26 protein-coding genes are annotated in these 26736 nt (G+C 59.9%); 17 read left to right on the plus strand and 9 right to left on the minus strand.

Features of this window, described 5'->3' with window-relative positions; all coding sequences use genetic code 11:
* Window positions 1-48: 48 nt before the first annotated feature.
* On the plus strand, window positions 49-774 hold the full coding sequence (gene hutC / locus EV281_RS23020) for a histidine utilization repressor (protein WP_132656582.1): 726 nt from the start codon (window positions 49-51) through the stop codon (window positions 772-774).
* Between the two features lie 167 nt (window positions 775-941).
* Here the strand turns inward: hutC and EV281_RS23025 are convergent, their stop codons facing one another.
* Window positions 942-1652, minus strand: coding sequence for an NAD(P)-dependent oxidoreductase (locus EV281_RS23025; protein WP_132656583.1), 711 nt, complete (start codon window positions 1650-1652; stop codon window positions 942-944).
* 102 nt (window positions 1653-1754) lie between these two features.
* A complete protein-coding gene (locus EV281_RS23030; RefSeq protein WP_132656584.1) occupies window positions 1755-2780 on the minus strand; it encodes a LacI family DNA-binding transcriptional regulator in 1026 nt (341 codons plus the stop codon).
* 274 nt (window positions 2781-3054) lie between these two features.
* Here EV281_RS23030 and EV281_RS23035 point away from each other — a divergent pair, with 274 nt between their 5' ends.
* From EV281_RS23035 to EV281_RS23055, 5 genes are all read left to right on the plus strand, one after another.
* Window positions 3055-4101: a sugar ABC transporter substrate-binding protein gene (locus tag EV281_RS23035; protein WP_132656585.1), complete on the plus strand. Its 1047-nt coding sequence runs from the start codon at window positions 3055-3057 to the stop codon at window positions 4099-4101.
* Window positions 4102-4169: 68 nt separating this feature from the next.
* Window positions 4170-4991 (plus strand): ATP-binding cassette domain-containing protein, encoded by an 822-nt coding sequence (locus EV281_RS23040; RefSeq protein WP_207896886.1) that lies wholly within the window; start codon window positions 4170-4172, stop codon window positions 4989-4991.
* Window positions 4988-6247, plus strand: coding sequence for a sugar ABC transporter permease (locus EV281_RS23045; RefSeq protein ID WP_132656586.1), 1260 nt, complete (start codon window positions 4988-4990; stop codon window positions 6245-6247). Before EV281_RS23040 ends, EV281_RS23045 begins: the two co-directional genes overlap by 4 nt.
* A gap of 25 nt (window positions 6248-6272) precedes the next feature.
* Window positions 6273-7001, plus strand: a complete 729-nt coding sequence (locus EV281_RS23050) for an SDR family oxidoreductase (protein ID WP_132656587.1) — start codon at window positions 6273-6275, stop codon at window positions 6999-7001.
* A gap of 163 nt (window positions 7002-7164) precedes the next feature.
* The gene (locus EV281_RS23055) at window positions 7165-8799 is read left to right on the plus strand and encodes an FGGY-family carbohydrate kinase (RefSeq protein ID WP_132656588.1); all 1635 of its coding nucleotides are present in this window, start codon (window positions 7165-7167) and stop codon (window positions 8797-8799) included.
* Between the two features lie 21 nt (window positions 8800-8820).
* Here the strand turns inward: EV281_RS23055 and EV281_RS23060 are convergent, their stop codons facing one another.
* Entirely contained in the window at window positions 8821-9717 is an 897-nt protein-coding gene (locus tag EV281_RS23060; protein WP_132656589.1) for a helix-turn-helix domain-containing protein, read from the minus strand.
* 293 nt (window positions 9718-10010) lie between these two features.
* Here EV281_RS23060 and EV281_RS23065 point away from each other — a divergent pair, with 293 nt between their 5' ends.
* Window positions 10011-11462, plus strand: coding sequence for an aldehyde dehydrogenase (locus EV281_RS23065; protein WP_132656590.1), 1452 nt, complete (start codon window positions 10011-10013; stop codon window positions 11460-11462).
* A 48-nt stretch (window positions 11463-11510) separates the two neighbouring features.
* On the opposite strand, the gene EV281_RS23070 is transcribed toward EV281_RS23065, so the two are convergent.
* The 5 genes from EV281_RS23070 to EV281_RS23090 form a co-directional block, all read right to left on the minus strand.
* On the minus strand, window positions 11511-11747 hold the full coding sequence (locus tag EV281_RS23070) for a hypothetical protein (RefSeq protein WP_132656591.1): 237 nt from the start codon (window positions 11745-11747) through the stop codon (window positions 11511-11513).
* Window positions 11748-11813: 66 nt separating this feature from the next.
* Window positions 11814-12056 carry a DUF982 domain-containing protein gene (locus EV281_RS23075; protein WP_132656840.1) on the minus strand — a complete coding sequence of 81 codons (243 nt, stop codon included), beginning with the start codon at window positions 12054-12056 and terminating at the stop codon, window positions 11814-11816.
* Between the two features lie 231 nt (window positions 12057-12287).
* Entirely contained in the window at window positions 12288-13109 is an 822-nt protein-coding gene (panB, locus tag EV281_RS23080; RefSeq protein WP_132656592.1) for a 3-methyl-2-oxobutanoate hydroxymethyltransferase, read from the minus strand.
* The gene (gene panC, locus EV281_RS23085; RefSeq protein WP_132656593.1) at window positions 13106-13981 is read right to left on the minus strand and encodes a pantoate--beta-alanine ligase; all 876 of its coding nucleotides are present in this window, start codon (window positions 13979-13981) and stop codon (window positions 13106-13108) included. Before panC ends, panB begins: the two co-directional genes overlap by 4 nt.
* A 112-nt stretch (window positions 13982-14093) precedes the next feature.
* Entirely contained in the window at window positions 14094-15122 is a 1029-nt protein-coding gene (locus EV281_RS23090; protein ID WP_132656594.1) for a zinc transporter ZntB, read from the minus strand.
* Between the two features lie 453 nt (window positions 15123-15575).
* Here EV281_RS23090 and EV281_RS23095 point away from each other — a divergent pair, with 453 nt between their 5' ends.
* The 7 genes from EV281_RS23095 to EV281_RS23125 all read left to right on the plus strand — a co-directional run bounded on the left by EV281_RS23095 (window position 15576) and on the right by EV281_RS23125 (window position 21196).
* Window positions 15576-15965: a cytochrome c family protein gene (locus EV281_RS23095; RefSeq protein ID WP_245508344.1), complete on the plus strand. Its 390-nt coding sequence runs from the start codon at window positions 15576-15578 to the stop codon at window positions 15963-15965.
* Window positions 15966-16105: 140 nt separating this feature from the next.
* Window positions 16106-16924 carry a cytochrome c oxidase subunit II gene (locus tag EV281_RS23100; RefSeq protein WP_132656596.1) on the plus strand — a complete coding sequence of 273 codons (819 nt, stop codon included), beginning with the start codon at window positions 16106-16108 and terminating at the stop codon, window positions 16922-16924.
* A 40-nt stretch (window positions 16925-16964) separates the two neighbouring features.
* On the plus strand, window positions 16965-18743 hold the full coding sequence (gene ctaD, locus EV281_RS23105) for a cytochrome c oxidase subunit I (protein WP_132656597.1): 1779 nt from the start codon (window positions 16965-16967) through the stop codon (window positions 18741-18743).
* Window positions 18740-19453: a cytochrome c oxidase subunit 3 gene (locus tag EV281_RS23110; RefSeq protein WP_132656598.1), complete on the plus strand. Its 714-nt coding sequence runs from the start codon at window positions 18740-18742 to the stop codon at window positions 19451-19453. Before ctaD ends, EV281_RS23110 begins: the two co-directional genes overlap by 4 nt.
* Before the next feature lie 35 nt (window positions 19454-19488).
* On the plus strand, window positions 19489-20205 hold the full coding sequence (locus EV281_RS23115; RefSeq protein WP_132656599.1) for a heme-copper oxidase subunit III family protein: 717 nt from the start codon (window positions 19489-19491) through the stop codon (window positions 20203-20205).
* Between the two features lie 7 nt (window positions 20206-20212).
* On the plus strand, window positions 20213-20578 hold the full coding sequence (locus EV281_RS23120; protein ID WP_132656600.1) for a cytochrome C oxidase subunit IV family protein: 366 nt from the start codon (window positions 20213-20215) through the stop codon (window positions 20576-20578).
* Between the two features lie 27 nt (window positions 20579-20605).
* On the plus strand, window positions 20606-21196 hold the full coding sequence (locus EV281_RS23125) for a dienelactone hydrolase family protein (protein ID WP_132656601.1): 591 nt from the start codon (window positions 20606-20608) through the stop codon (window positions 21194-21196).
* A gap of 22 nt (window positions 21197-21218) precedes the next feature.
* Here the strand turns inward: EV281_RS23125 and EV281_RS23130 are convergent, their stop codons facing one another.
* Window positions 21219-22037, minus strand: a complete 819-nt coding sequence (locus EV281_RS23130; protein WP_132656841.1) for a DUF2189 domain-containing protein — start codon at window positions 22035-22037, stop codon at window positions 21219-21221.
* Window positions 22038-22606: 569 nt separating this feature from the next.
* Here EV281_RS23130 and EV281_RS23135 point away from each other — a divergent pair.
* The 3 genes from EV281_RS23135 to EV281_RS23145 all read left to right on the plus strand — a co-directional run bounded on the left by EV281_RS23135 (window position 22607) and on the right by EV281_RS23145 (window position 26682).
* On the plus strand, window positions 22607-24127 hold the full coding sequence (locus EV281_RS23135) for an alpha-N-arabinofuranosidase (RefSeq protein WP_132656602.1): 1521 nt from the start codon (window positions 22607-22609) through the stop codon (window positions 24125-24127).
* Window positions 24128-24189: 62 nt separating this feature from the next.
* Window positions 24190-25275, plus strand: coding sequence for a sn-glycerol-3-phosphate ABC transporter ATP-binding protein UgpC (ugpC, locus tag EV281_RS23140; protein ID WP_132656603.1), 1086 nt, complete (start codon window positions 24190-24192; stop codon window positions 25273-25275).
* A 138-nt stretch (window positions 25276-25413) separates the two neighbouring features.
* The gene (locus EV281_RS23145; RefSeq protein WP_132656604.1) at window positions 25414-26682 is read left to right on the plus strand and encodes an ABC transporter substrate-binding protein; all 1269 of its coding nucleotides are present in this window, start codon (window positions 25414-25416) and stop codon (window positions 26680-26682) included.
* Window positions 26683-26736: the final 54 nt, after the last annotated feature.

Consider the following 26736-nt stretch of genomic DNA (forward strand, 5'->3'; position numbering starts at 1 on the left):
CTCGGCGCCTCCCAGGCGTTACAGCGGGAGAGGAGCCGGAGCGTGACGATGAACGAACCCAAGGAAACGACCTTACACCAGCGCATCCTCAGCGATATCGAGGGTCGTATCGTCTCGGGCGAATGGCCGCCGGGCTACCGCATTCCGTTCGAGGTGGAGCTGACGAAGCAGTACGACTGCTCCCGCATGACGGTGAACAAGGCGCTGACCCAGCTGGTGAAGGCCGGTCTCATCGAGCGGCGCAAGAAGTCCGGCAGCTTCGTCATTCAGCCGCAGGCACAATCCGCGGTGCTCGAAATCCACGATATCAAGGCGGAAGTCCAGTCCCTCAATCTCGCCTATTCCTACAAGGTCGCAAAGCGTGTTCGCAGGAAGGCGCAGGCGCAGGATCGGCAGATGCTGGACCTGCAGCAGAATTCGAGTCTAATCGAGATCATCTGCACCCACTATGCCGGAGCACAGCCCTTCTGCCTGGAAAAGAGATTGATCAATCTTCAGACGGTGCCGGAGGCAGCCGGTGAAGCGTTCGACGAGACTGCGCCCGGCCCCTGGCTCCTGAGCCAGGTTCCCTGGAGCGCGGCCGAACACAAGATCTTTGCGATCGGCGTCGATGAAGAGGAAGGCGCCATGCTTTCCATCCCCGAGGCGACCGCGTGCCTCGTCGTCGAACGCCGTACGTGGAACAAATCAGGCCCGGTCACGCACGTGCGCTTCGTCTATCCCGGCAATCGCCACGCACTCTATGCCCGCTTCGCGCCGGAAGCGGTGAAATAGGCTTGATTTCTCAATGAAAAAGCGCCCGGTCACCTCGTATGGCCGGACGCCTGTTATTGCCGCCGCAATGGGTCGACAACTTCCCAATAGAAAGCGAATTTCCTGACGTCAACATCCCCAAAGCGGCGTATTGCGAAAGTCCACGCCTACGATCAAACGGTAGAGAATTACCCGTTGTCGGTTCGGCTCTTCGGAAACCAACCCAATACCGATCCTGCCTTGGCATTGGATACCGGCCCGCCATCATCGACGATATTGAAGGCACCGGTTGGGGCTCTCTGAACGGCGAGCAGGGCAGCACGGGCAGCATCTTCAACATGCAAGCTAATGGGCCCATTGGGTGCATCGGAGCCGGTTCCCGGCCCATAGAGCAGGCCGTATCGTAGCACCGTGCCTGCAATGCCAGGCGTTGTAAGCGTCAATGTCTCCAGCGTCCGGATCGCGACCGCGCTCTCCTGTAGCGGCGTCTCCTCGGTAAGCGGTGCTGCCCCCTGCTGGTAGACCCAGGCTATGCTCTGCGAAATCAGCCGCTCCGCCCGGGCTGCAACGGCGGCGTCGACAAGGTTTTTCGTCCCTACTTCGCGCAGCCGGGCATTTCGGACGCGCCCTTCTTCCATCAGCGCCGGGTCCAGGCCATGGGGAAGATCGGTCAGCTGATGGATAACGATACCAGGTTTTGTCTGACGCACAGCCTCGATCAGCGCTGCCGCATCGAAGACATCGACGACGACTGGTGTAGCGCCAGCTTGGCGGATGTCGTCCTGACGCTCCGGCTTGCGGGTCGTGCCATAGACGACAAAACCGGCGTCCACCAGCATGGGCAGAAGCTTGTATCCGATTACGCCGGTCGCTCCGGCGAGAAAAATAGTTCCAGCCATTGGAATTCCTCGAAAATCTATCACAGTTGAAAAAGGCGGTATCCCATACGATCATCGAAGAAGAACCGGGAAACGACAATTCGATTCTACGGGAAAAGACGCTTACGCTTCTTGCGCTTCCGGGATGAGCGGCGGCACCTGGATGACGACTGGTTTGTTCGCTCCGGATTCGATGAGCTCGAATACTTTCGTCAGCATGCCCGGCACATCCTGGCGCACCATCTCGATGCCGTTGCCGAGCAGGGTGACGAACGGGTCCCAGTCGAAGCAGCCGAGCACCAGGCTGCGGTCGTCGAGATGGCCGGAGCGGCGGATCCAGCGCATGACACCTTCGAGCGAGATCGTCGAATTGACGAACATGCCTTTGGGCAGGGCATTGCCGCCAAGGGCGCGTTCGTCCAGCGCCTTTTCGGCCTTTTCCGGCGCGTAGCCGCAGGCGAGGATGTTCTCTTCGTGCACGGCGACGTCAAGGTCGGCATGGGCTTTACGAAAACCGCGGATACGCTCGGCCGTGTTGTGGTCGCTGCCGCGGCCGCCGATGAAGAGCAGCGGCTCCATCTTGCCGAGCCTCTGCTCGCTATTCTTCAATATGCGGCGCGTCAGCTCGCGCGCGCCGGCGAAATTGTCCGAGATGACCGACGGGGCAAGGGCTCCGGGCAGATCGAGATTGAGGCTGCGCACCCCTGCGGCCGCGCACATTTCAGTGATCCGGTCGGGATCGGTCGCGCCAGTCGCGATCAGGCATTCCACCTGATAGGAGAGCATGGTGCGCGCCGCCTCGACCTCCAGCTGGGGGTCACGCCGCGTGCAGGTGATGATTGGGAAGAGGCCGCGCGCACGCGCCATGTCTTCGAAGGTTTCGACGATCGAGCCGAAATAGCGGTTATCGTATTTGGGCACGATCATGCCGATAATGTGGGACTTTTCGCGCCTGAGCAGGCTTGCCTGCATGTTCAGTGCATAACCCTGCTCCTCGGCGATCCGCATGATCTTTTCGGCAAGCTGAACACTGATCCTGCGCTTCTTCCAGTTGCCGTTGAGCACGGCGCTGACGGCGCTGGCAGACGTGCCGGCAAGCTCCGCCAGATCGTAAATCGTCGTCCTCTTCGCCTGCTTTACCTGATTCAAAATATCCTTCTCCGTTTGGCGATAACTTGACATCAATCGGCAGAAGTGGCAATTCTTGCTTCATCGATTGAGCAAGCTTGCGCAATCGATGATACAAGCCAACCGGAAAAGTTGGCACAGGGAGGTATTTCTAAGAAGCTGCGGAGAGATTGTGCTTTTGCAGGGGCGCTTTGCTCGTCGTTTTCATGGCGGCGAAGGCGGCGGCGAGCGGGCGAACCGTGGCGACTTCCAGCAATGCCTGGACCTGTCTTTCGATCACACCAAGGAGGAGAAAATGAATTATCGCAATTTGCTTATGGCGTCGGCGACCGTTTTCATGGGTCTTGCCGGTGCCGCCTCGGCTCAGGAAGCCGCGACAGTCGCTTTCCTGATGCCCGATCAGGCATCCACCCGCTATGAGCAGCACGATTTCCCGGGCTTCAAGGCCGAGATGGAAAAGCTTTGCCCGAAGTGCACGGTGATCTATCAGAACGCGAACGCCGATGCCTCGCTGCAGCAGCAGCAGTTCAACTCGGTGATCGCTCAGGGCGCCAAGGTGGTTGTTCTCGATCCGGTTGATTCCGCCGCGGCCGCGGGCCTCGTCGAGATTGCTCAGTCGCAGGACGTCAAGGTCATCGCCTATGACCGCCCGATCCCGGACAAGCCCGCTGACTACTATGTTTCCTTCGACAATGAAGGCATCGGCTATGCGATTGCCAAGTCGCTCGTCGAGCATCTGAAGGCTGCAGGCGTTGCCGATGGTGCGGGTGTCCTCGAAATCAACGGCTCGCCGACCGATGCGGCCGCCGGCCTGATCCGCGACGGCATCCATCGCGGCCTGAAGGAATCGGCCTACAAGACACTTGCCGAATATGACACGCCGGAATGGGCGCCGCCGAAGGCACAGGAATGGGCAGCCGGCCAGATCACCCGCTTCGGCGCCGACATCAAGGGCGTTGTCGCCGCCAACGACGGCACGGCCGGTGGTGCGATTGCCGCCTTCAAGGCCGCCGGCGTGAAGCCGGTCCCGCCGGTCACCGGCAATGACGCCACGATCGCAGCCCTTCAGCTCATCATTTCCGGCGACCAGTACAACACGATTTCCAAGCCGTCGGAAATCGTCGCAGCAGCTGCTGCCAACGTGGCGGTCAAGATGATCAAGGGCGAAAAGCCCGAGGCCAAGACGACCCTCTACAACACGCCATCGGAACTGTTCATTCCCGCCGTCGTTACGGCCGAGAACATCAAGGCTGAAATCTTCGACAAGAAGATCCAGACGCCCGAGCAGATCTGCACTGGCGAATATGCCGAAGGCTGCAAGAAGCTTGGCATCACCAACTAAACGCGCTTGAGTGAGATCCGGCCGCGCTTGCCGCGGCCGGATGACCCATGGCAGGAAAGGCAGCACCCATGAGCAGGGTCGTGAAGGATATGCCGGAGAAGGGTCAGACGATCCTCCGGTTGAGCAACATTTCCAAGCATTTCGGCGCGGTTTCGGCGCTGACCGATATCGAGCTGGAGGTAAAGGCCGGAGAGGTCGTGGCGCTGGTCGGCGATAACGGTGCCGGCAAGTCGACGCTCATCAAGGTTCTGGCGGGTGTGCATCAGCCCTCGTCCGGAACGATCGAATTCTGTGGCCAGAACGTTACGCTCGATAGTCCCGGCAAGGCTCTGGAACTCGGCATTGCCACCGTCTTCCAGGATTTGGCACTCTGCGAAAACCTCGACGTTGTGGCCAATCTCTTCCTCGGGCACGAACTTTCTCCCTGGGGCCTCGACGAGGTGGCGATGGAAGTGCGCGCCTGGACGCTGCTGAGGGAACTTGCCGCCCGCATTCCCTCCGTGCGCGAACCGATCGCTTCACTCTCCGGTGGCCAGCGCCAGACGGTTGCCATCGCCCGCTCGCTGCTGCTCGATCCGAAGATCATCATGCTCGACGAGCCGACCGCTGCACTCGGCGTTGCCCAGACCGCGGAAGTGCTGAACCTTATCGAGCGTGTGCGCGAACGCGGCCTCGGCGTCATTATCATCAGCCACAACATGGAAGATGTGCGCGCGGTTGCCGACCGCATCGTCGTGCTGCGCCTCGGTCGCAACAACGGTGTCTTCACGCCCGACTCTTCCAATCAGGATCTCGTCGCTGCGATTACCGGCGCCACTGAAAACGCTGTGTCCCGCCGGCTCGACCGCAAGACGGGCGCCACTCATGAAACCAGCGGGAGGCCCGCATGAGCCAGAAGATGTCAGAGACTATCAGCCAGCCGGCTGCCCTCGACCGCAGCGACGAACGCGTGCGCCACGACGATAATATCACCGGGATGGTCAAGGCCTTCTTCGACCGCGTGCGCTCAGGCGACCTTGGCATGCTGCCGGTATTTGTCGGTCTGATCGTCATTTCGACGGTCTTTTCGCTGCTCAATCCGGTCTTTCTCGCGCCGAACAATCTCGTCAACCTGCTCTTTGACTGCGCCACCGTCGGGGTGATCTCGCTCGGCATCGTCTGCGTCCTGATGCTCGGAGAAATCGACCTGTCTGTAGGCTCGATGAGTGGGCTTTCTTCCGCCATCCTCGGTGTGCTCTGGGTCAATATGGGCTGGCCGATTCCGCTTGCGATCCTGGTTGCGATCGTCGCCGGCATCGTCGTGGGCTCGCTCTATGCGGTGCTCTACAACAGGCTCGGCATGCCGAGCTTCGTGGCCACGCTTGCCGGCCTGCTCGCGCTGCTCGGCATGCAGCTTTATATCCTCGGGCCGACAGGCAGCATCAATCTGCCCTATGTCTCGCCGCTCGTCCGCTTCGGCCAGATTCTCGTCATGCCCGACTGGCTTTCCTATCTGCTGGCCTTGCTGCCGGGTGTCACCCTTGTCGTCAATGAAATGCGCAAGCGCCGACAACGTCAGGCATCGAACCTGTCCTCACCGCCGATCGGCGCGCTGGCGATCAAGGCGATCGTGCTGACGGCGGCTCTCGAATTTGCAGTCTACTATCTCAATCTCGGCCGTGGCGTGCCGTGGATGTTCGGTCTCTTCGTCGCCATCGCCGTAGTTCTCAATTATGCACTGACGCGAACCAAATGGGGACGCTCCATGTTTGCCGTCGGCGGCAATCGCGAAGCGGCGCGCCGCGCCGGCATCAATGTGCGCCGCATCTACTTGAGCGCCTTCGTGCTCTGCTCGACGCTTGCCACGATCGGCGGCATTCTTTCCGCTTCGCGGCTTGCCTCCTCCAGCCAGCAGGCCGGCACGGGGGACGTGAACCTCAACGCGATCGCGGCTGCGGTCATCGGCGGCACCAGCCTGTTCGGCGGCCGCGGCAGCGCTTATTCAGCCCTGCTCGGCATCATCGTCATCCAGGCGATCTCCAATGGGCTGACGCTTCTCAATCTCAGCTCGTCGCTTCGCTACATGATCACAGGTGCCGTTCTCGCGATCGCCGTCATCGTCGATTCGCTTGCCCGCCGGTCCCGTGTCAGCCACGGCCGCGCCTGATTACGCATTCTCAAGGAGTATTCGCATGACTGATCTCATGAAGGGCAAGGTTGCCGCCATTACCGGTGCAGCATCGGGTATCGGCCTGGAGTGCGCCCGTACGCTCCATGCCGAAGGCGCAACCGTCGTGCTCATCGACCGTGCCAAGGACAAGCTCGAAGCGCTCTGCAAGGAGATCGGCGCGGGCGCCCTGCCACTCGTCGTCGATCTTCTCGATGGTCCGCAGGTTTCCGGCATGCTGCCGCGCATTCTGGAATTGGCCGGCCGGCTCGACATCTTCCACGCCAATGCCGGCGCCTATATCGGCGGCCAGGTCGCCGAAGGCGATCCGGATGCCTGGGATCGAATGCTCAACCTCAACATCAATGCAGCCTTCCGCTCTGTTCACGCGGTACTGCCGCACATGATCGCCCAGAAGTCCGGCGACATTCTTTTCACGAGCTCGATTGCCGGCGTGGTGCCCGTTGTCTGGGAGCCGATCTATACGGCCTCGAAATTCGCCGTTCAGGCCTTTGTCCACTCGACCCGCCGTCAGGTTGCCCAACATGGCGTGCGCGTCGGCGCCGTGCTCCCGGGACCGGTGGTCACCGCTCTGCTCGACGACTGGCCGAAGGCCAAGATGGAAGAGGCGCTTGCCAATGGCAGCCTGATGCAGCCGAAGGAAGTGGCCGATGCCGTGCTCTTCATGCTGTCACGGCCGCGCAACGTGACGGTCCGAGATCTGGTCATCCTGCCGAACAGCGTCGACCTCTGAGGTAGAAAATCCGACCTCGGATTGTTCTAGAGCAATTCCAGCAAAAGCGTGTAGCGGTTTTGCGTCCGGAATTGCATGAAAACAAAGAGATAGAGCGTGCCTGTCATTCTAAAAAAACGGGCATGCTCTAGAACCTGAAACTGCCGATTTGAATCGAGAGATCATGAGCGACACTTCACACACGCCATTAGCGGGTGCCAAACATGTCATCGGTGTCGATGTCGGCACCGGCAGCGCCCGCGCGGGCCTGTTCGACCTTGAGGGCCGGATGCTTGCATCCGCCAAACGGGATATCACCCTGTTTTACGAAACCGGCTCGATCGTCGAGCAGTCGAGCACCGAGATCTGGACAGCGGTATGCGCTGCCGTCCGCGAGGTCGTCGCCGCAAGCGGCATCGATCCGGCCTCCGTGGCGGGTCTCGGTTTCGACGCAACCTGCTCACTCGTCGTGCTTGGCGATGGAGGCAAGCCGCTTCCCGTCGGCCCGTCCGAAGATCCGGACCGCAATATCATCGTCTGGATGGACCATCGCGCCGTCCCCCAGGCCGAGCGCATCAATACGCTTGGTCACGACGTGCTGCGTTATGTCGGGGGCCGTATCTCTCCCGAGATGGAAACGCCGAAGATCCTCTGGCTGAAGGAAAACCGCCCGCAGGTCTTTGATGCTGCCTGGCAATTTTTCGATCTCGCGGATTTCCTGACCTGGCGGGCGACCGGCGATCTGTCACGCTCCACCTGCACAGTCACCTGCAAATGGACCTATCTTGCCCACGAGAAGCGGTGGGATGCGTCCTACTTCCACCAGATCGGTCTCGGCGCACTCGCCGATGAAGGTTTTGCTCGTATTGGCCAGGCGATCGTCGAACCGGGTTCGGCGCTCGGCCAGGGCCTGACGGCGGCTGCGGCCGGGGAACTGGGCCTTGTCGAGGGAACGGCGGTTGCTGCCGGCCTGATCGATGCCCATGCGGGCGGGATCGGCACCGTCGGTATCGGGGCAGGTCCGCAGGCCAACCTCGGCTATGTCTTCGGCACTTCATCCTGCACCATGACCTCGACGTCAGAACCGGCCTTCGTGCCCGGCGTCTGGGGTCCCTATTATTCAGCGATGGTGCCGGGCATGTGGCTGAACGAGGGCGGCCAGAGCGCAGCGGGTGCCGCGATCGACCACCTGCTTTCCTTCCATCCGGCTGCAGCCGAGGCGAGGGAGCTATCGAAGCGCAATGGTATGCCGCTGCCGGTCCTGCTCGCCGACATGGCGGCCCGGAAGGCGGGCCACTCTTCTGACGCCGTCAAGCTCGCGACCGGTCTGCATGTGGTTCCGGAATTCCTTGGCAATCGCGCCCCCTTTGCTGATCCGCATGCCCGTGCCGTCGTCGCCGGGCTCGATATGGAAAGAGATCTCGACAGCCTGGTTTCGCTTTATGTTGCCGGGCTCTGCGGCATCGGTTATGGCCTCAGGCAGATCATCGACACGCAGGCCGATGCCGGGGTCACTGTCGATAATGTCGTCATCAGTGGCGGCGCCGGCCAGCATGATTTCGTGCGCCAGTTGCTTGCCGATGCGAGCGGCAAGCCGGTGGTCGCGACGAAGGCCGAAGAGCCCGTCCTACTTGGCGCGGCCATCCTCGGCGCGGTTGCCGGCGGACTGTTTGCGGACATGCGTGCGGCAATGACGAAACTCTCCACCGCTGACGAGACCTATCAACCGGCAGAAGGCGCAATCGCCGATCTCCATGCGAAGCGCTACGAGGGTTTCAGGCAACTCCAGGCGCTGACGCGGACGTTGCGGCAGTTCTGATAGCCGCGTCGTCCGGGTGGCTTACGGCCAGGCGGCAAAGGACGGGGCGATGCCTTTCTCCGATTGCGCGGCAATCCGGCGCCGGTAGGCGCCGGGCGGTTCGCCGACACGGCTCTTAAAAAAACGGCTGAAATAGGCGGGATCGCGAAAGCCGAGCCCGAAGCCGATTTGTTCGACGGATTGCTCCGATTGCCCGAGGCGGAGCTTTGCCTCGGCGATCTGCCGTTCATGGATCAGTTCCATCGGTCTTCGGCCGGTGCCGGCAATGCAGACCCGGTGCAGATGGTCATAGGTAATCCCCATGGCGCGCGCGATTTCGGCAATCGCCGGCTGCTCGCGGTAGCGCAGTTCGACGATCTGCCGGAAGCGCTGCAGCGTCGTTGCGCCGGTGCCCGACGTTTTGGTCGGGACCGAAGCACCGGAGGCTCGCCATATCAAAAGCAGCAGTACCGAAAAATAGGCGCCGACTATCGCGGCCCCTCCCGGAAGGTGGTCCTGCGTCTCCTGTGTCATCACCTCGAAGCCACGCCCGATATCGCCTGCATGTGTCCGGAGATTGTCGCCTCGTGCGACGGCGATGCGCTCGATCATGTCATGCAGTTGCGCGGCAGCCGGACTGTCATCGACCGTTCTCCAGACAAAGTCTTCGGCAGCCGAAAGCATTGCCCCCTCGCTGCCGGCAGCAAGAACGAATGTTCCCGATACCCGTCGCGGCAACCAGAGCGCGGCAGGTGCGGGAAGCTCAAGCTCCTCCTGGCCTTCGATGCACAATGTCGCCCGGCCGCGCGAGACGAAGAAGGCTTGATAGAAGGGGCGGTTGCCACGGGCGCCGAGGCTCCAGGTCTGGCTGCCGAGGCCGGCGGCAATCGTCGAAGCGGTGACCGACAGAGCCGGCATATCGAGCAATTTTTCAGCCATGAAGAGCCTCAGAGTTATATCCGGTCGCAGCGATATCCTTAGCCGGAAAATCATAGAAAAGTGCAACGAAATGCCAGAAAAATCCATTCAATTTCCCGGCCGATTGGTTCCTACTAAATGCTGAGGAGAGCCTGAAATTCAGGTGATAGGGGCGAGGAACTTCCATGAAAAAGATCGATCTCTTGGCGTGAGCGCCGGATTCGAATGAGTCCCGGCTATGCCGGAAACCAGCAGACATCATCGCGCCGATCCCTCTGCGAGGCAAACCGGACGCATATCTGAAAGGGAACGATATGGTTGACCTGATGCTTCTCATTGGCGGCCGCGCCCTGCCGGCTTCGAACGGCGCGACTTTCGAACGGTTGAACCCGATTACCGGGCAACCGGCAACCACGGCCGCAGCGGCAACGCTGGAAGATGCACATGCAGTTGCTGCGGTTGCAGCCGCAGCCTTTGCGGCTTGGTCCGCGCTTGCACCGACCGAACGCCGCAAGCGCCTTTCGAAAGCCGCAGATATCATGGATTCCCGCACCGGCGAATTCATCGCCGCCATGGCGGAGGAAACGGGGGCCACTGCCGGCTGGGCAGGCTTCAACGTTTACCTCGCCGCCAATATGCTGCGTGAAGCCGCCGCCATGTGCACCCAGATCACCGGCGAGGTCATTCCCTCCGACAAGCCTGGCCTGTTGGCGATGGGCGTGCGGCAGCCGGCTGGCGTCGTTCTCGGCATCGCGCCCTGGAATGCCCCTGTCATTCTCGGCGTGCGCGCTATCGCCCTGCCGCTCGCCTGCGGCAACACCGTCATCCTCAAGGCCTCGGAGCTTTGCCCGAAGACGCATCACCTGATCGGTGAGACATTACAGGAGGCGGGTCTTGGCGAGGGTGTCATCAACGTGCTCACCAATGCACCTGCCGATGCCGCGACGATCGTCGAAAAGATAATCGCCCATCCGGCGGTGCGCCGCATCAATTTCACCGGTTCAACCCGCGTCGGACGGATTATCGCCGAGGTCTGCGCCAGCCACCTGAAGCCCGTCTTGCTCGAGCTCGGGGGCAAGGCGCCTTTCGTCGTTCTCGATGACGCCGATATAGGCGAAGCTGTGAAAGCTGCCGCCTTCGGCGCATTCATGAACCAGGGTCAGATCTGCATGTCGACCGAAAGGATCGTAGTCGACGAGGCGGTGGCCGACAGCTTTGCCGATCAGTTTGCCAGCAAGGCCTCGACGCTCGTTGCCGGTGATCCGCGCCAGAGTAATTCACCGCTCGGCTCGATGATCGGCATTGAAGCGGTCAATCGAGTCAATGGCCTGATCGAGGATGCTGTCTCGAAGGGTGCCCGCCTGCTTGCCGGCGGGCGCGCGGTCGGGACGCTCATGGATGCGACTGTGCTCGACCATGTCACGCCGGCAATGCGGATCTACAGCGAGGAAAGCTTCGGCCCGGTTGCCTGCATGGTGCGGGTGCGCGGCCTTGATGAGGCGGTCCGTGTCGCCAACGATACCGAGTATGGCCTGTCCGCGGCCGTCTTTGGCCGGGACGCCGCCCGCGCGATGGAGGTCGCCCGGCGGATCGAAAGCGGCATCTGCCATGTCAACGGCCCCACGGTGCACGATGAGGCGCAGATGCCCTTTGGCGGCGTCAAGGCGTCTGGCTATGGCCGCTTCGGCGGGAAGGCCGGCATCAACGAATTTACCGATTTGCGATGGATCACGGTGGCGTCGCAGCCAGGACATTATCCGATCTGAGGATCGGATTTCGGGGGGCGGGTGAAGGGATGGCACTCGGGTTCCGCCTCACAGGCGGTGGCATACTGTCACGACCTCGGTACGCGGTATGTAACGGTATTCGACGATCATATCGCTGCAATCGAGACGGCGGCGCTCGACATAGTGCGTGCGAACGACGGGCCTGGAACGATGCTTCACGATAGGCGGCCGCTCATACCCTTGGATCATATCGGCAGACATGGCCGGAACCGTCGCACTCGTTATCGTGGCCAAAGATAAGAGCGATATCAGCAAGACGCGCATGCTGCCTCCCCCTGTCAAGAAAGTGCGGACGCAGCCTGTGCGTCCGCCCGAAAGTTTCAGCAAGGTTCAGTGCTTGGTGAGCTTCGCCTCTTCCGCAGCGGCGAGAAAATCCGCCCTTGCCGTTTCCATACTGACACGTCCTTCGACGGCGCCTTTGCAGGCATTGCTTGCCTTGACGAATTTTGCTCCCGTTCGCTGCGGCCACATGTCTTGAAGACAAATGAGCGCGTCGAACGGACCTCTGACAATTTGCGATCCCGCGTGACCGAACTTGATTTCGATTGGTTCACTCCATTGTGCGTTGGGCATTTTTCTCCTCCTGTCCCGGGCGCCACAACGTCGCAGACGAGATATTTGTTCCCGCTCTATCGAGCAGTTGGTTAACGGCGGCTTTTGTCGACCGGATGCCAAGCTGCAGTGCTTCAAAATGCCATCAGATATTTTCGTTTCGTGATGACCTAAGCAATCGATTTCGTTGCTTCGGAGCTGGGCGGCTTCCCAGCTAATCAGGGGAAAACTTTTCCTAAGAACTTTCCGCAATCAGGATCGTCTCTTGAAAGTATGTTCAGCCGCCGGAAACCGGCGGGCGCGCACATCGGCAGCGTAGTCTGCCGCCGCTGCAGAGACGCGTTTTCCGAGTTCGTCGTAACGTTTGACGAAACGTGGCGTAAAATCATTGAAGAGCCCGAGGATATCGTCGGAAACCAGGATCTGTCCGTCGCAGGCCGATGAGGCGCCGATGCCGATCGTCGGCACGGGCGTGGCGGCAGTCACTTCGCGCGCCAGGGACTCGACGGTCCCTTCGATCACGAAGGCGAATGCCCCGGATCCGCCGATGGCATGGGAGTCGCGCCGGATTTTCGCAGCCTCGTGTTCGCTGTGTCCGACCGAGCGGTAGCCGCCTGCGGTATGGACCAGCTGTGGCATCAGGCCGATATGGCCAAGGACGGGAATACCACGTGCCGTCAGAAAGCCGATGGTCGCAACCATTTCTTCGCCGCCCTCGAGCTTAACGGCATCGCAGCCCGTTTCCTGCAAGATGCGAACCGCGTTGCGAAATGCGACTTCCTTCGATTCCTGATAGGTCCCGAAAGGCATGTCGACGACGACGCAGGCACGGCTGACGCCGCGCATGACCGCCTTGCCGTGAGCGATCATCATGTCGAGCGTGACGCCGATCGTGGACTCCATGCCGTAGAGCACCATGCCCAAGGAGTCGCCGACCAGCAGAAGATCGCAATGTTCGTCGAGAAGGCGGGCGACAGGCGTCGTATAGGCCGTCAGGCAAACGATCGGCGCCGTTCCCTTCATGGCGGTGATGCTCGATGGCGTAAGACGTTTCTGAAATCCGGGTGTGCTCATCGCTCCGCTCCAATTCTTGCGCTGTCGCGGCCGCCGATCACTCTGTTGTCCAGAAGCCGCGTCGTACCGATCCGCACGAAGAGTGCAACGACCACAGGGTCCTTGATGGCGGCAACAGGATGCAGGGTCGACGCATCCCTGACGGCGACAATCTCCGGGTTGGCCAAGGGTTCCTGACCGAGGAACGCCTTCAGACAGTCTTCGAGTTCCCTGGGATCGCTGATGCCATCGGCAACCAGCCGTTCGGCCTCATCAAGCGTTTTTGGGACGATGACTGCCGCCTTTCGCTCTGCCTTGCTGAGATAGACATTGCGCGACGACAAGGCGAGACCATCCTCATCCCTGATTGTCGGAACCGCGATGATCTCCACCGGTATGGCCAGGTCGGCGACCATGCGCCTGATGACAACGACCTGCTGATAATCCTTTTCGCCGAAATAGGCTTTTTGAGGCTGTACGATGTTGAACAGCTTGCAGACGACGGTCGCCACGCCGGCAAAATGCCCTGGGCGCACCGCCCCTTCCAGCTCGTTGCCGATCTCCGGCACATCGACTGTCGTCAGCATCGGCTCTGGATACATGTCGTTGACAGCAGGCGCGAAAAGCATATTGACGCCTGCCTGCTTCAGCATCTGAGCGTCCCGTTCGAGATCGCGCGGATATTTGGCGAGATCTTCCGACGGCCCGAATTGAAGCGGGTTGACGAAAATCGAGGCCACCAGAATATCGTTTTGACACCGAGCGCGCGAGACCAGTTCCATGTGACCGGCATGCAGGTAGCCCATGGTCGGCACAAAGCCCACCGTCCGGTCGTGTCGCCTCAACGCATCGAGCGCCGAGCGCAACTCGCCAATTTTGGAAAATATTCGCACTGCTTCCTCCACTTCGCGGTCATGCAGATTGCTATTATCGTCTTTGGGTCAACGGTGCGTCAGGAATAATATCGATTAGCTATCCCGCAGATGATGCTTTCCCTTCAGTCGCTCAAAGCCACTTGATCCGCCTGAGGATCATCAGCGTCGCAATCGATGTGATCGCGACGAAGGCAACGATGATAATGAAAGCCCAGGTATCGTTGACACCGGGGATTCCGCCGACATTCATGCCGAACAGGCCGGCCACCACGCTCGGCGGCAACAGCAGCGCTGCGAGCGCCGCGAGGCGGTTGGAATTGCGGGCGATCCGCTCGCTGATGACAGTGGACAGGTCGTCATGAAGAATGCTGGTGCGGTCGCGGATGGCGTCGAGATATTCGATGAACCGCATCAGCTTGTCGATCACCTCACGGAAGCGCAGCTTGTCGCGCTCCTTCAGCCAGGGGGCGTCGTCATGTTCGATGCGGTTCAAGGCGTCGCGCTGGGGAGCCAGATAGCGGCGAAGCTGCACGGAGCGGCGGCGTAGCTGCTTCAGTCGCTCGCGCACTTCGCTGGCTTCGCCATGAAAGATCAGCTCGTCGAGCTCGTCGACCTCTTCGTCCATCGTGTCGAGCACCGGCTCGAGGTCGCGTACCAGTTTTTCGCTGACAAGGGCGAGAAGTTCACCTGTTTGTCTCGGGCCTTTGCCTTTGTCCAGGGCGAGGCGGATATCGCGCAAGGCGGTTATGTAATGGCCGCTGTCGCGCAGGGTCACCAGCCTGCGTTCGTCGGCCCATATATGAAGGGGGACGAGGTCAATTTCCTCCGATCCGGCTTTTGCCTCTTCCGGCGGTGCGGCGCAGACACTGCGAAGAATGATAAGCAGCCCGTCATCGATGTTCTCGACACGCGGGCGCGATTCCTCCTGCAGCAAAGCGTCGGCGACCAGCGGGTCGAAGCCGCCTCTGGTTGTCACCCATTCCGCCGCGGCCGGATGATCGCGCTCCAAATGCAGCCAGATGATACCGTCTTCAGGAGTCCACCGACGTGCCGTTTCCATATCAAGTGTCCGACAGCCGCCGCTTCCGTCCAGAAGTACGGCAAAACGCAGGCCCGGCTCCAAGCCGTAATTTGCAACAGTCGTGACCTGTTCGCCCATCAAAAACCTCCACCCGACAAAGTCCACCTCCCGCATGCCCATATCAAGAGCTTAGCGAGTCGCCGCCGGGCGGCAAGACGATCAATCATCGGTGCCGTGGGACCAAAATTGAAAGCACATTAAAATCTGGGGATGGTCTGATCGGTATGCTCTCTCGACAATCCGAAATGGCGGTCAGCGCGTTTGATGGACCTCTTCAGGGCGGGCTTCCTGCCAACCCATGGCGCCGCATGCTGCTCGAGGGGCGATCTCCATCAATTTCTCGCCGAGAGCGGCGTGGCGGAGCCGGCAGGCCGTTCTTGGCGCGAGCCCCCACCGCCTGCGTCATATTGTGCGACCGATTGACTTGCACCCGCGAAAGACTAAGCTTTAATCATCGCTAACATACCCCGCGCGGCAATAGCAGTGGGGGGTATGAGTGGCTGGGCGACCTTGAGGAGGATGAGGTTTGCCGTGAACTACCGTGCTGTACTGCTGATCGGCGCCTTCATCATCACCCTTTCTCCCGGCAACGTCGGGGCGCAGGAGGGTGACCCCACTGCGGGCGCCACCGTTTTCAAGAAATGTGCGACCTGTCATGTCGCCGAATCCGATACGAACAAGGTCGGACCGTCACTGAACAAGCTGTTCGGCCGGAAGGCCGGGACGCATCCAGATTTTGCCTATTCGCCTGCGATGAAGGCGGCCGGTGACGGCGGTCTTGTCTGGGATGAGGCAACGCTGCGCGACTATCTGCACAATCCGAAAGTGAAGGTGAAGGGCACGAAGATGACCTTTGTCGGTCTGAAGGACGATCAGGAAATCACAGATCTCATCGCCTATCTCAAGCAATATTCCAAATGACGGCACTACCCCAAACGGCGGACCGCGGCGGCGGTCCATGCCTAAACTGCGGTAATTGCCGGTATTTTCTATCTGTGCGATAATAAATACGGACTTTTGCGGAATACGGTTTCACGGTCAACTGCTCGGGAGGAGCGGACATGGCTGTCGTGCTGATCCTTGTCCTGATAATCGTCGGCTCGGTGCTGTTTCACGTGCTGAGTCCATGGTGGTGGACGCCGATCGCGTCCAACTGGACCTATATAGACAGCACGCTCGTCATCACCTTCTGGATCACCGGCATCGTCTTCGTTGCAGTGATTTCCTTCATGGCATACTGCGTCTTTCGCTTTCGGCACAGGCCGGGGAACCGGGCGCATTACGAGCCCGAGAACCGAAGGCTGGAAGTGCTGCTTGCCTCCGGAACGGCCGTCGGCGTCGCGGCGATGCTGGCGCCCGGTCTCATCGTTTGGAAACAGTTCATCACCGTGCCTGCCGATGCCGCATCGGTGGAGGTCGTCAGCCAGCAATGGCAGTGGAGCTTCCGTCTGCCGGGTGCTGACGGAAAGCTTGGTCGCGCCGAGACGCGCGACGTAACTCCCGAAAATCCGCTTGGCCTCGACAAGAACGACGCAAACGGCCTGGACGACGTCATCATCGAGGGCGGCGAGCTGCATCTGCCGGTCGGCAAGCCGGTGCACATATTGCTGCGCTCCGTCGATGTGCTTCATGATTTCTACGTGCCGGAATTCCGCGCCAAGATGGACATGATTCCCGGGATGGTTACCTATTTCTGGCTGACACCGACACGGACGGGGACGTTCGAGATTCTCTGTGCAGAGCTCTGCGGTCTCGGCCATCCGCAAATGCGCGGCACCGTCGTGGTCGACAACGACGCGGACTATCAGACCTGGCTCGGGCAGCAGCAGACATTCACCCAGCTTACAGCGTCATCGGCAGCGGCGCCGCAGGCGAACTAAAAGAGGGCGGAACGCCGCGTCGAGAAAGGGAGGAGATATCATGGTCGAGATTCCATCCGATAGCGGGGCCGTCATCCCGGCCGCCGAGGTCGAGGATGTCGAGCTTTATCATCCGAAAAGCTGGTGGACGAAATATGTGTTCAGCCAGGACGCCAAGGTCATCGCCGTGCAATATGCGCTCACTGCCATCTCTATCGGGCTGGTGGCGCTGGTGCTCTCCTGGCTGATGCGGCTGCAGCTTGCCTTTCCCGGCTATTTCGCCTTCATCGATGCCGATCACTACTATCAGTTCATCACCATGCACGGCATGATCATGGTGATCTATCTGCTGACCGCGCTGTTCCTCGGCGGCTTCGGCAACTACCTTATTCCGCTGATGGTCGGCGCGCGCGACATGGTGTTCCCCTACGCGAACATGTTGAGCTACTGGATCTATCTGCTTGCGGTGCTGATCCTGGTCGCCGGCTTTTTTGCCCCCGGCGGCCCGACGGGCGCCGGCTGGACGCTTTATCCGCCACAGGCCGTTCTCTCCGGTACACCCGGCGGCAAGGACTGGGGCATCCTGCTGATGCTCACCTCGCTGATCGTCTTCATCATCGGTTTCACCATGGGCGGTCTGAACTATGTCGTGACTGTGCTGCAGGGACGGGCGCGCGGCATGACGTTGATGCGCATGCCGCTGACCGTCTGGGGCATCTTCACCGCGACAGTGATGGCGCTGCTTGCCTTTCCCGCTCTTTTCGTCGCCTGCGTGATGATGTTGTTCGACCGCGTGCTCGGCACCAGCTTCTTCATGCCCGCCATCGTCGAAATGGGTGAGCAGCTGCAACATGGTGGCGGCAGCCCGATCATGTTCCAGCACCTGTTCTGGTTCTTCGGGCATCCGGAGGTCTATATCGTTGCACTTCCGGCCTTCGGCATCGTTTCGGACCTGATCAGCACGCATGCGCGCAAGAATATCTTCGGCTACCGCATGATGGTCTGGGCGATCGTCATCATCGGCGCACTGAGCTTCGTCGTCTGGGCCCACCACATGTATGTCAGCGGCATGAATCCGGCCTTCGGCTTCTTCTTTGCCACCACGACGCTCATCATTGCCATTCCAACGGCGATCAAGGTCTACAACTGGGTGCTGACGCTCTGGCGCGGCGACATCCACCTGACGCTGCCCATGCTCTTCGCACTCGCCTTCATCGTCACCTTCGTCAATGGCGGCCTGACCGGTCTCTTCCTCGGCAATGTCGTCGTCGACGTGCCGCTGTCGGATACGATGTTCGTCGTGGCGCATTTCCACATGGTCATGGGCGTAGCACCGATTCTCGTCATCTTCGGTGCGATCTACCATTGGTATCCGAAGGTGACTGGCCGCATGCTGGACGAGACGCTTGGCCGGATCCACTTCTGGATCACCTTCCTCGGCACCTATGCGATCTTCTTTCCGATGCACTATCTCGGCCTGCTCGGGGTGCCGCGTCGTTATTACGAACTCGGAGAGACGGCGTTCGTTCCGCCTTCGGCCCATACGCTGAACATCTTCATAACAGTCATGGCGCTGATCGTCGGGGCCGCACAAATGGTCTTCCTCTTCAATCTCGCCTGGAGCCTTCGGCGGGGCAGGGAAGCAGGCGGCAATCCATGGCGCGCAACGACGCTCGAATGGCAGACGCCGCAGACGCCGCCCGCGCACGGCAATTGGGGCAAGGACCTGCCCGTTGTCTACCGTTGGGCCTATGACTACAGCGTGCCAGGCGCGGCCGAGGATTTCATTCCGCAGACGGTGCCGGCAAACGACGGCGTCACACGGGAGGTTGTCTCATGAACGTGATGCTGATCTTCCTTGCTGCTATCGGCGCCATCATCATTTGGTATCTGGCTGGACAGCGGCTGACTTCGAAGCCCTGGCTCGAAACCGGGTCGGTGATGCTGCCGGCTCACGAGGGCACCGATCGAGAGCCAGTACCGGCGGTGAAAATCGGGCTCTTCATATTTCTGGGTGTCGTCGGCGCGCTGTTCAGCCTTGCCATCAGCGCCTATTTCATGCGCATGGCGTCGGCCGACTGGTGGGGAATGCCAGTTCCCCGACTGCTCTGGATAAACACTGCAGTACTTGCCCTGAGCAGCGCTGCGCTGCAATGGGCGAAAGATGAAGCACGGCATGGTCGCATGGATGCCCTGCGGCCGGCGCTTGTTAGTGCATTTGCCCTTGCCATGTTTTTTCTCGTCGGACAGATCCAGGCATGGCGGGAGCTGACGGCGGCGGGCTACGTGCTTGCCGACAATCCCGCCAACAGTTTCTTCTATATGCTGACCGGTCTGCACGGGCTGCATATTCTCGGCGGGCTTGCCGTCCTCGCGCACACGACGGTCCGGGCATTCGCGGCCGAAATCGCGCCGGAGAGGCTGCGGCTCAGCGTCGAGCTTTCCGCCATCTATTCGCATTTCATGCTCGTCGTCTGGCTTGTGCTCTTTGCGCTCTTTGCCGGTTGGGCGAATGATTTCGTCGATCTCTGCCGCACTTTGCTGAACTAAGGGGCTAACCAGGGGACTGAATTAGGAGATTGTAGATGACGCGGATCATGCAGACACATGGCGAGACCGACCTCAAGCCGGGCCTGCGCGGTGTTGCCGCCGATTTCAGCTCGGATCAGCGCGCCTTCAAGTCAGCCTCCTGGGGCAAGGCGATGATGTGGATCTTTCTTTTGAGCGACACCTTCGTCTTCGGCTGCTTCCTGATCGCCTACATGACTGCCCGCATGTCGACCCCCGTCCCATGGCCCAATCCGAGCGAGGTCTTCGCGCTGCACATCGGTGGCCAGGACATTCCGCTGATCCTGATCGCGATCATGACCTTCGTGCTGATCTCCAGCAGCGGCACCATGGCGATGGCGGTCAATTTCGGCTATCGCCGCGAGCGCTACAAGACCGCGACGCTGATGCTGCTGACAGCGCTTCTGGGTGCAACCTTCGTCAGCATGCAGGCCTTTGAATGGACGAAGCTGATCACCGAAGGCGTACGCCCCTGGGAGAATCCGTGGGGGGCGGCACAATTCGGTTCGTCCTTCTTCATGATTACCGGCTTTCACGGCACTCATGTCACCATCGGCGTCATCTTTCTCCTGATCATCGCCCGTAAGGTCTGGCGGGGCGATTTCGACGAGGGACGGCGCGGCTTCTTCACCAGTCGCAGAGGCCGCTATGAGGCTGTCGAGATCATGGGGCTTTACTGGCACTTCGTCGATCTAGTCTGGGTCTTCATCTTCGCATTTTTCTATTTGTGGTGAGGTGGTCATGAGCGAGACAACGGCGCACGCACAAACCCAAACGGCGCATGCCCAGGCGCATCCTGGACAGCAGCACCCGATCCGGCTCTATCTCCTCGTCTGGGGCCTGCTCTTCGTGCTCAGTACCGCGTCCTACATGGTCGACTATCTCGGCATCCAGGGCTATCTCCGATGGGCGCTGATCATTGTGTTCATGATGCTGAAGGCCGGGCTGATCGTCGCCGTCTTCATGCACATGGCCTGGGAGCGGCTGGCACTGGTCTACGCCATCCTGCTGCCACCGCTGCTGGTGCTGGTTTTCGTCGCGCTGATGGTATCGGAATCGCACTATACGATCTTCACCAGGCTCGCCTTCTTTGGTGCAACGCAGTAGAGATACTGGTCGTTGGGGAAGGATCGTATGGCTGAGGTTTTGTTGTTCCATCACGCGCAGGGGCTGACGCGAGGTCTGCGCGCGTTCGCCGATGACCTGCGTGCAAAGAACCACATCGTTCATACGCCTGATCTCTTCGAGGGGCGCACGTTCTCAAGCATTGACGAGGGGCTCGCCTACATTGGTGAGATCGGATTTGACGCGATGAGGGAGCGTGGCGTCCGCATCGCCGACGAACTGCCGCCCGAGCTTGTCTACGCCGGGTTCTCATTCGGAGTGTTGCCGGCGCAAGAGCTGGCGCAGACGCGATCTGGAGCGCGCGGGGCTTTGCTCTTCTACTCCTGCCTGCCGATCAGTGGCGAGTGGGCCTTCGGACCCTGGCCGGACGACGTTCCGGTTCAGATTCATGGTATGGACAACGACCCGATCTTCGTCGGCGAGGGTGATATCGAGGCCGCTCGTGAGATCGTGGAGAAGGTCAGGGATGCGGAGCTTTTCCTGTATCCCGGCGATCAGCATTACTTCGCAGACAGCTCGCTGCCGTCCTATGACGCGGATGCGGCTGGGTTGCTGACCACTCGCGTGCTTGATTTCTTGGATCGCACGACATCTCCCTGATAAGGAATGCTCCCCGGGCAATTCATAGAGCGTTGGCCGCTGCCGGCTCAGGTTCCACGACCTTGCGATAGAGATGCCAGGTGGCATGTCCAAGCACAGGGATGACGATAGCCAGACCGGCGAAGAACAGGGCAAAGCCGGCGACGAGGAGCGCCGTCACGATCAGGCCCCAGAGCACCATTTCGACAGGATTGCAGACCACGGCCCTCATCGACGTAAATATCGCCGCCGCTGCGCCCGCATCGCGATCGAGAAGAAGGGGAAAGGCGATGACCGTGGTGCACAACACGACGAGAGCAAAGATGAAACCGACGGCATTGCCATAGAGGATTAATCGCCAACCTCGATCGGTGGTGAAGACCTCATTGAAGAAGCTTAGCAACGATTCCGGCCGCTCGGGCCCGAACAGGCTTAAATAGAGTTCCCTTGCCGAGAAAAGCCACCCCACGAAAATCGCGACCAGCATGATGCTGATAACAAGAATGGCCGGCATCGCCGGGGAACGCCAGACCGCAAGCGCATGCAGCCAGGACGTGTCAAGACCGAGTTCCCGCCTGCGGCTGATTTCATAGAGACCGAGTGCGGCGACCGGACCGAGGAGGGCAAAGCCCGACATCAGGGGAAAAAGCAGCGGCAGCATGTTGGCGCCGGATGTCCACCGCGCGATCAGGAGTCCCGCAACTGGATAGATCAGGCAAAGAAAGACATAGTGCGACGGCTTGTCCCAAAAATCAGCCAGCCCCTGCTGCAGGGCCGCGACGACATCGGCCGCGCCGATGCGCCGCACGTTCGGATAGGCCGCGTTAGCGTCAGCACCCGTAATCACATGAAAATGGGCCATAAAATGTGTCATGACAGTTCCCCCGATCTCGCCGCCGACAGCAACGATCAGAATGGACGCCGGCGAACAACCGGGCCATGGGACCAAGAGCTGCACGCAAAATAAGTATACGCTTACCAGTGAAGCCTGACCAGCGGCCCGCTGGCAGCCGGTGGACGGAAATGCTCGCTCGCAGGATGCCTGCGTCTCTTGACGTCAAACACTGTCTGCCGATTTGCGCCAGGTCGAAGTGCGACGCACTCTAGACGAAATCATCGAGTGAAATCGTAATCGGTCAGACAAGCATCGCGTCCAACGCAGCAGAATCTCTTACTGCCGTTTCTCACTTATCCGTCGGTTTTGAATCCACTCGAAAGCTCGGGTTTGGCATTTGCGAATTCTCCCATCTATTTTTAGGGCATTTTGCTTCCCACGCCGCGCATATGGCTGGTTTTCCCTGATTTTCAATGGCTTAGGCATTCTGTTTCATAAACTAAATCTGATTTTTTGATACAAAACAAAATACTTGATTAAAAAAATTTCCCAGAATAGCTTCTCGAAAAATCAAATTCAATAAACGAGGAACATCCATGCGAGCTAAGGCGACCCTGAACAGGGAATTCACTATCTCGAACGTCGATAAGCGTGTCTATGGCTCCTTCCTGGAGCATATGGGCCGTGCCGTTTACACCGGTATTTATGAGCCGGGTCACGAAAAAGCTGATAAGGACGGTTTCCGTACCGATGTTCTTGATATGGTGCGCGATCTCGATATGCCGATCGTACGCTATCCGGGCGGCAACTTCGTCTCGGCCTATCATTGGGAAGATGGCATCGGTCCGCGCGACCAGCGCCCGACGCGCCTTGATCTTGCCTGGCGGACCCGCGAGACCAACCAGATGGGCGTCAACGAATTTGCCGACTGGTCGAAGCTCGCCAAGACCGAAATGATGCTCGCCATGAACCTCGGTTCGCGCGGCTTGAACGATGCCCGTAATTTCCTCGAATATTGCAATCATCCGGGCGGCACCTATTGGAGCGACCTGCGCGCCAAGCACGGATACAAGGACCCGCACAACGTCCGCATCTGGTGCCTTGGCAATGAGATGGACGGCCCCTGGCAGGTCGGTCACAAGACAGCGACGGAATACGGTCTGCTGGCCAATGAAGTCAGCAAGGCCTTCAAATATTTCGACAAAACGCTCGAAACCGTGGTCTGCGGCTCGTCGAACGACAAGATGAAGACCTATCCCGAATGGGAAGCGCAGGTTCTCGATGCGAGCTACGACAGCGTCGACTATATCTCGCTGCACAAATATTTCGGCAACGAGGAAAACGATACGCTGAACTACTATGCCAAGGCGATCGAGCTCGACCGCTACATCGTCACGATCGGCGGCGTCATCGACTACATCAAGGCGAAGAAACGCTCCAAGCGCGACGTGAAGATCTGTTTCGACGAATGGAACGTCTGGTATCACGACCGCAAGGAAGACGATCAGCGCTACAAGAACTGGGATTGGCCGGAAGCACCGCCGCTGCTCGAAGAGCTCTACAATCTCGAGGACGCGATCTTTGTCGCCTCGCTGCTCAATGTCTTCATCCGCCGCTCCGACCGTGTGAAGATCGCCTGCATGGCGCAGCTCGTCAACGTCATCGCGCCGATCCTGACCAAGGCGGGCGGTCCAGCCTGGCGCCAGTCGATCTACTACCCGCTGCAGTTCGCGTCGAAATACGGCCGTGGCACGGCACTGACAGTATCCTCGTCAGGCCCGACCTATGATTGCGAAGTGGCGCAGGATGTTCCCTACCTCGATCTTTCGGCCGTGCTGCACGAAGACGGCAAGAGCATTGCGCTCTTTGCGATCAACCGCAGCCTCGATGAAGCGCTCGATCTCGACGTCGATCTGCAGGGCTTCAAGGGCGTCAAGGTCGTTCAGCATCATACGATGGTCGGCGAGGACCTGAAGGCGCGTAACTCCGTTGAGGATCAGAACCGTATCGTGCCGAAGGCAGGATCCAGCCTGCAGGTCACCGACGAAGGCAGGCTGACCGGATCGCTGCCGGCGAAATCCTACCATTTCATCCTGCTGTCAGTCGCTTCGGCGTGAGTTGATTGCCATCGGGGCAGCGGAGGAGGCTGCCCCGTTTGGAGTGCCAATCGGGAGGATATATGTCTGGGATAAAACTGACTGATGTCAGGAAGTCGTTCGGCTCCTTTGCCGTCATTCACGGCGTCGATATCGAGATCGAACAGGGCGAATTCGCGGTTTTCGTCGGCCCCTCCGGCTGCGGAAAGTCGACGCTGCTGCGAATGATTGCCGGGCTTGAGGAAACGAGCGGCGGCCAGATCAGGATTGAGAATGAAGACGTGACCCACAGGGAAGCGTCGAAGCGTGGCGTTGCCATGGTCTTCCAATCCTATGCGCTTTATCCGCATCTTTCGGTTTTCGAAAACATGGCCTTTAGCCTGTCGATCGCCAAACGGCCGAAGGCGGAGATTCAGGAGAAAGTGAAGGCGGCTGCCGATATTCTTCGCCTGACAGATTATCTCCAGCACAAGCCGAGCCAGCTCTCGGGCGGCCAGCGCCAGCGTGTGGCGATCGGCCGTGCTATCGTGCGCGAACCGCGGGTTTTCCTGTTCGATGAGCCGCTCTCCAACCTCGACGCCGAATTGCGCGTGAAGATGCGCATGGAAATCGCCCGGTTGCATCGGCAGATCGGCGCCACCATGGTCTATGTCACCCATGATCAGGTCGAGGCGATGACGCTCGCTGACAAGATCGTCGTCTTGAAGGAGGGCGTCGTCCAGCAGGTCGGCGCACCCTTGGAACTTTACCGCAATCCGCAGAACATGTTCGTCGCCGGCTTTATCGGTTCGCCGGGCATGAATTTTCTGAAGGGCAAGGTCGTGGCCACCGGTCAAGCATCGGCGCGTGTCGAGCTCGATGACGCGCCGGGGCAGACCTTCGACCTGCCGACACGCAGTCCGGTCGCAGAAGGTTCAGCCATCAATGTCGGCGTGCGGCCCGAGCATATCGGCCTCGGCGCCTCAAATGGCGGCCTGACGCTGCCCGTCACGGCCGAATTCACCGAGGAGCTTGGCGGTACCGGATATCTTCATGTGCTGACCGAAACCAATGCGGAGATGACGGTCGAGTGCCGCGAAAGCAGGCCTCAACCGAAGGAGAAGATCAGCCTCTCACTGAGAGTGCCTGAAATGCTGGCTTTCGACGCCGAAGGCAGAAGGCTCAGCTGATTGAACGGAAGTCGGATCGGATCCGGAGACTGGAAAGGAATGCAGGAGATCTGACGCGCACCTTTGGAGGAGGTTCGCGACAAGAGAGGCCCCGTACCGCGGGGTGACCGTAACCCATGATTTAGAGGAGGAACAAACGTGAGAAAGCTTCTAAAACTCGCCGTCTCGGCAGCCATCGCATTGCTGCCCTCGGCGGCCGCATTCGCGCAGACGGACATTACTTGGTGGGACTTCTTGAGCGGTGGCGACGGCGTTCGCATGAAGGCGCTGATCAAGGAATTCAACGACACGCATCCCGACATCAAGATCAATGCCACGACGCTGGAATGGGGCGTGCCCTTCTATACCAAGGTGCAGACGTCAGCCGCCGTCGGCCAGCAGCCAGACATCATGACCTATCACATGTCGCGCTATCCGCTGGCCGTGCCGACCGGCATCCTGCGCCCCTTTACCGATGAAGAGCTGGCATCGGCCGGCATCAAGAAGGAAAATTATGTCGATGCCGCCTGGAAGCAGGCGACGTTCGACAACAAAGTCTATGGCATTCCCTTCGACGTGCATTCGATCGTTCTCTATTACAACAAGAACATCCTGAAGGAAGCCGGCCTGCTCGGTGATGATGGCCTGCCGAAAGGCCTCGACGGTCTCGACAATTTCAACGCCGCGCTCGACAAGATCAAGGCGACGGGCAAGGTCGAATATCCGCTGTCACTGCATACGGATGAAGGCGGTTCCATGTGGCGCGTCTTCTATACGCTGCTCTCCCAGCAAGGCGCCAAGTTCATCGACGGCGACCAAATCCTGCCGGGCGATGCCGGGGTCAAGGCGCTGAAGACGATGGCGAACTGGGTCTCCGGAGGGTATTCGCCGAAGCTGATTTCCTATGAAGCTTCGATTGCGCTCTTCACCTCCGGCAAGGCAGCGTTCCACATCAACGGGGTCTGGGAAGTACCGACGATGACCGACCTCGCCAAGAAGGGCGAACTCGGCTTCGAATGGGGCGCCATCGAAATCCCGAACCTGATGGGCACGCAGGCCACCTGGGCGGACTCGCATTCCTTCGCCGTTCCGAACAGCGAGAGCAAGCCGATTACGCCCGAAAAGCTGAAAGCCGTGCTGCAGATCATCGCGTGGATGAACGAGCACTCGATCTCCTGGGCAAGCGCCGGCCATATCCCTGCTTTCAAGCCGGTGACGGAGAGCAAGGAATTCAAGGAAATGCAGCCGAACGCCACTTATGCAAAGCTTGCCAATACCGCCGTCTTCGATCCGGTTTCCAAGCTCGCAGGTGTTGCCGGCCCGATCTACGAAGCAACCCAGAACTTCGTGGTTCCGGCACTCAACGGTCAGCTCGATCCGGAAGATGCGATCGACCAGATGCGCGAAGAGCTGGAAAGCCAGAAGTAAGGAGACCCTGGCCGGAGCCCGCCTCCGGCCAGTCTTTCGTCCAGGGAGATGATC

The organism is Rhizobium sp. BK418 (assembly GCF_004341105.1).
In the GTDB taxonomy this organism is placed as follows: Bacteria; Pseudomonadota; Alphaproteobacteria; order Rhizobiales; family Rhizobiaceae; genus Rhizobium.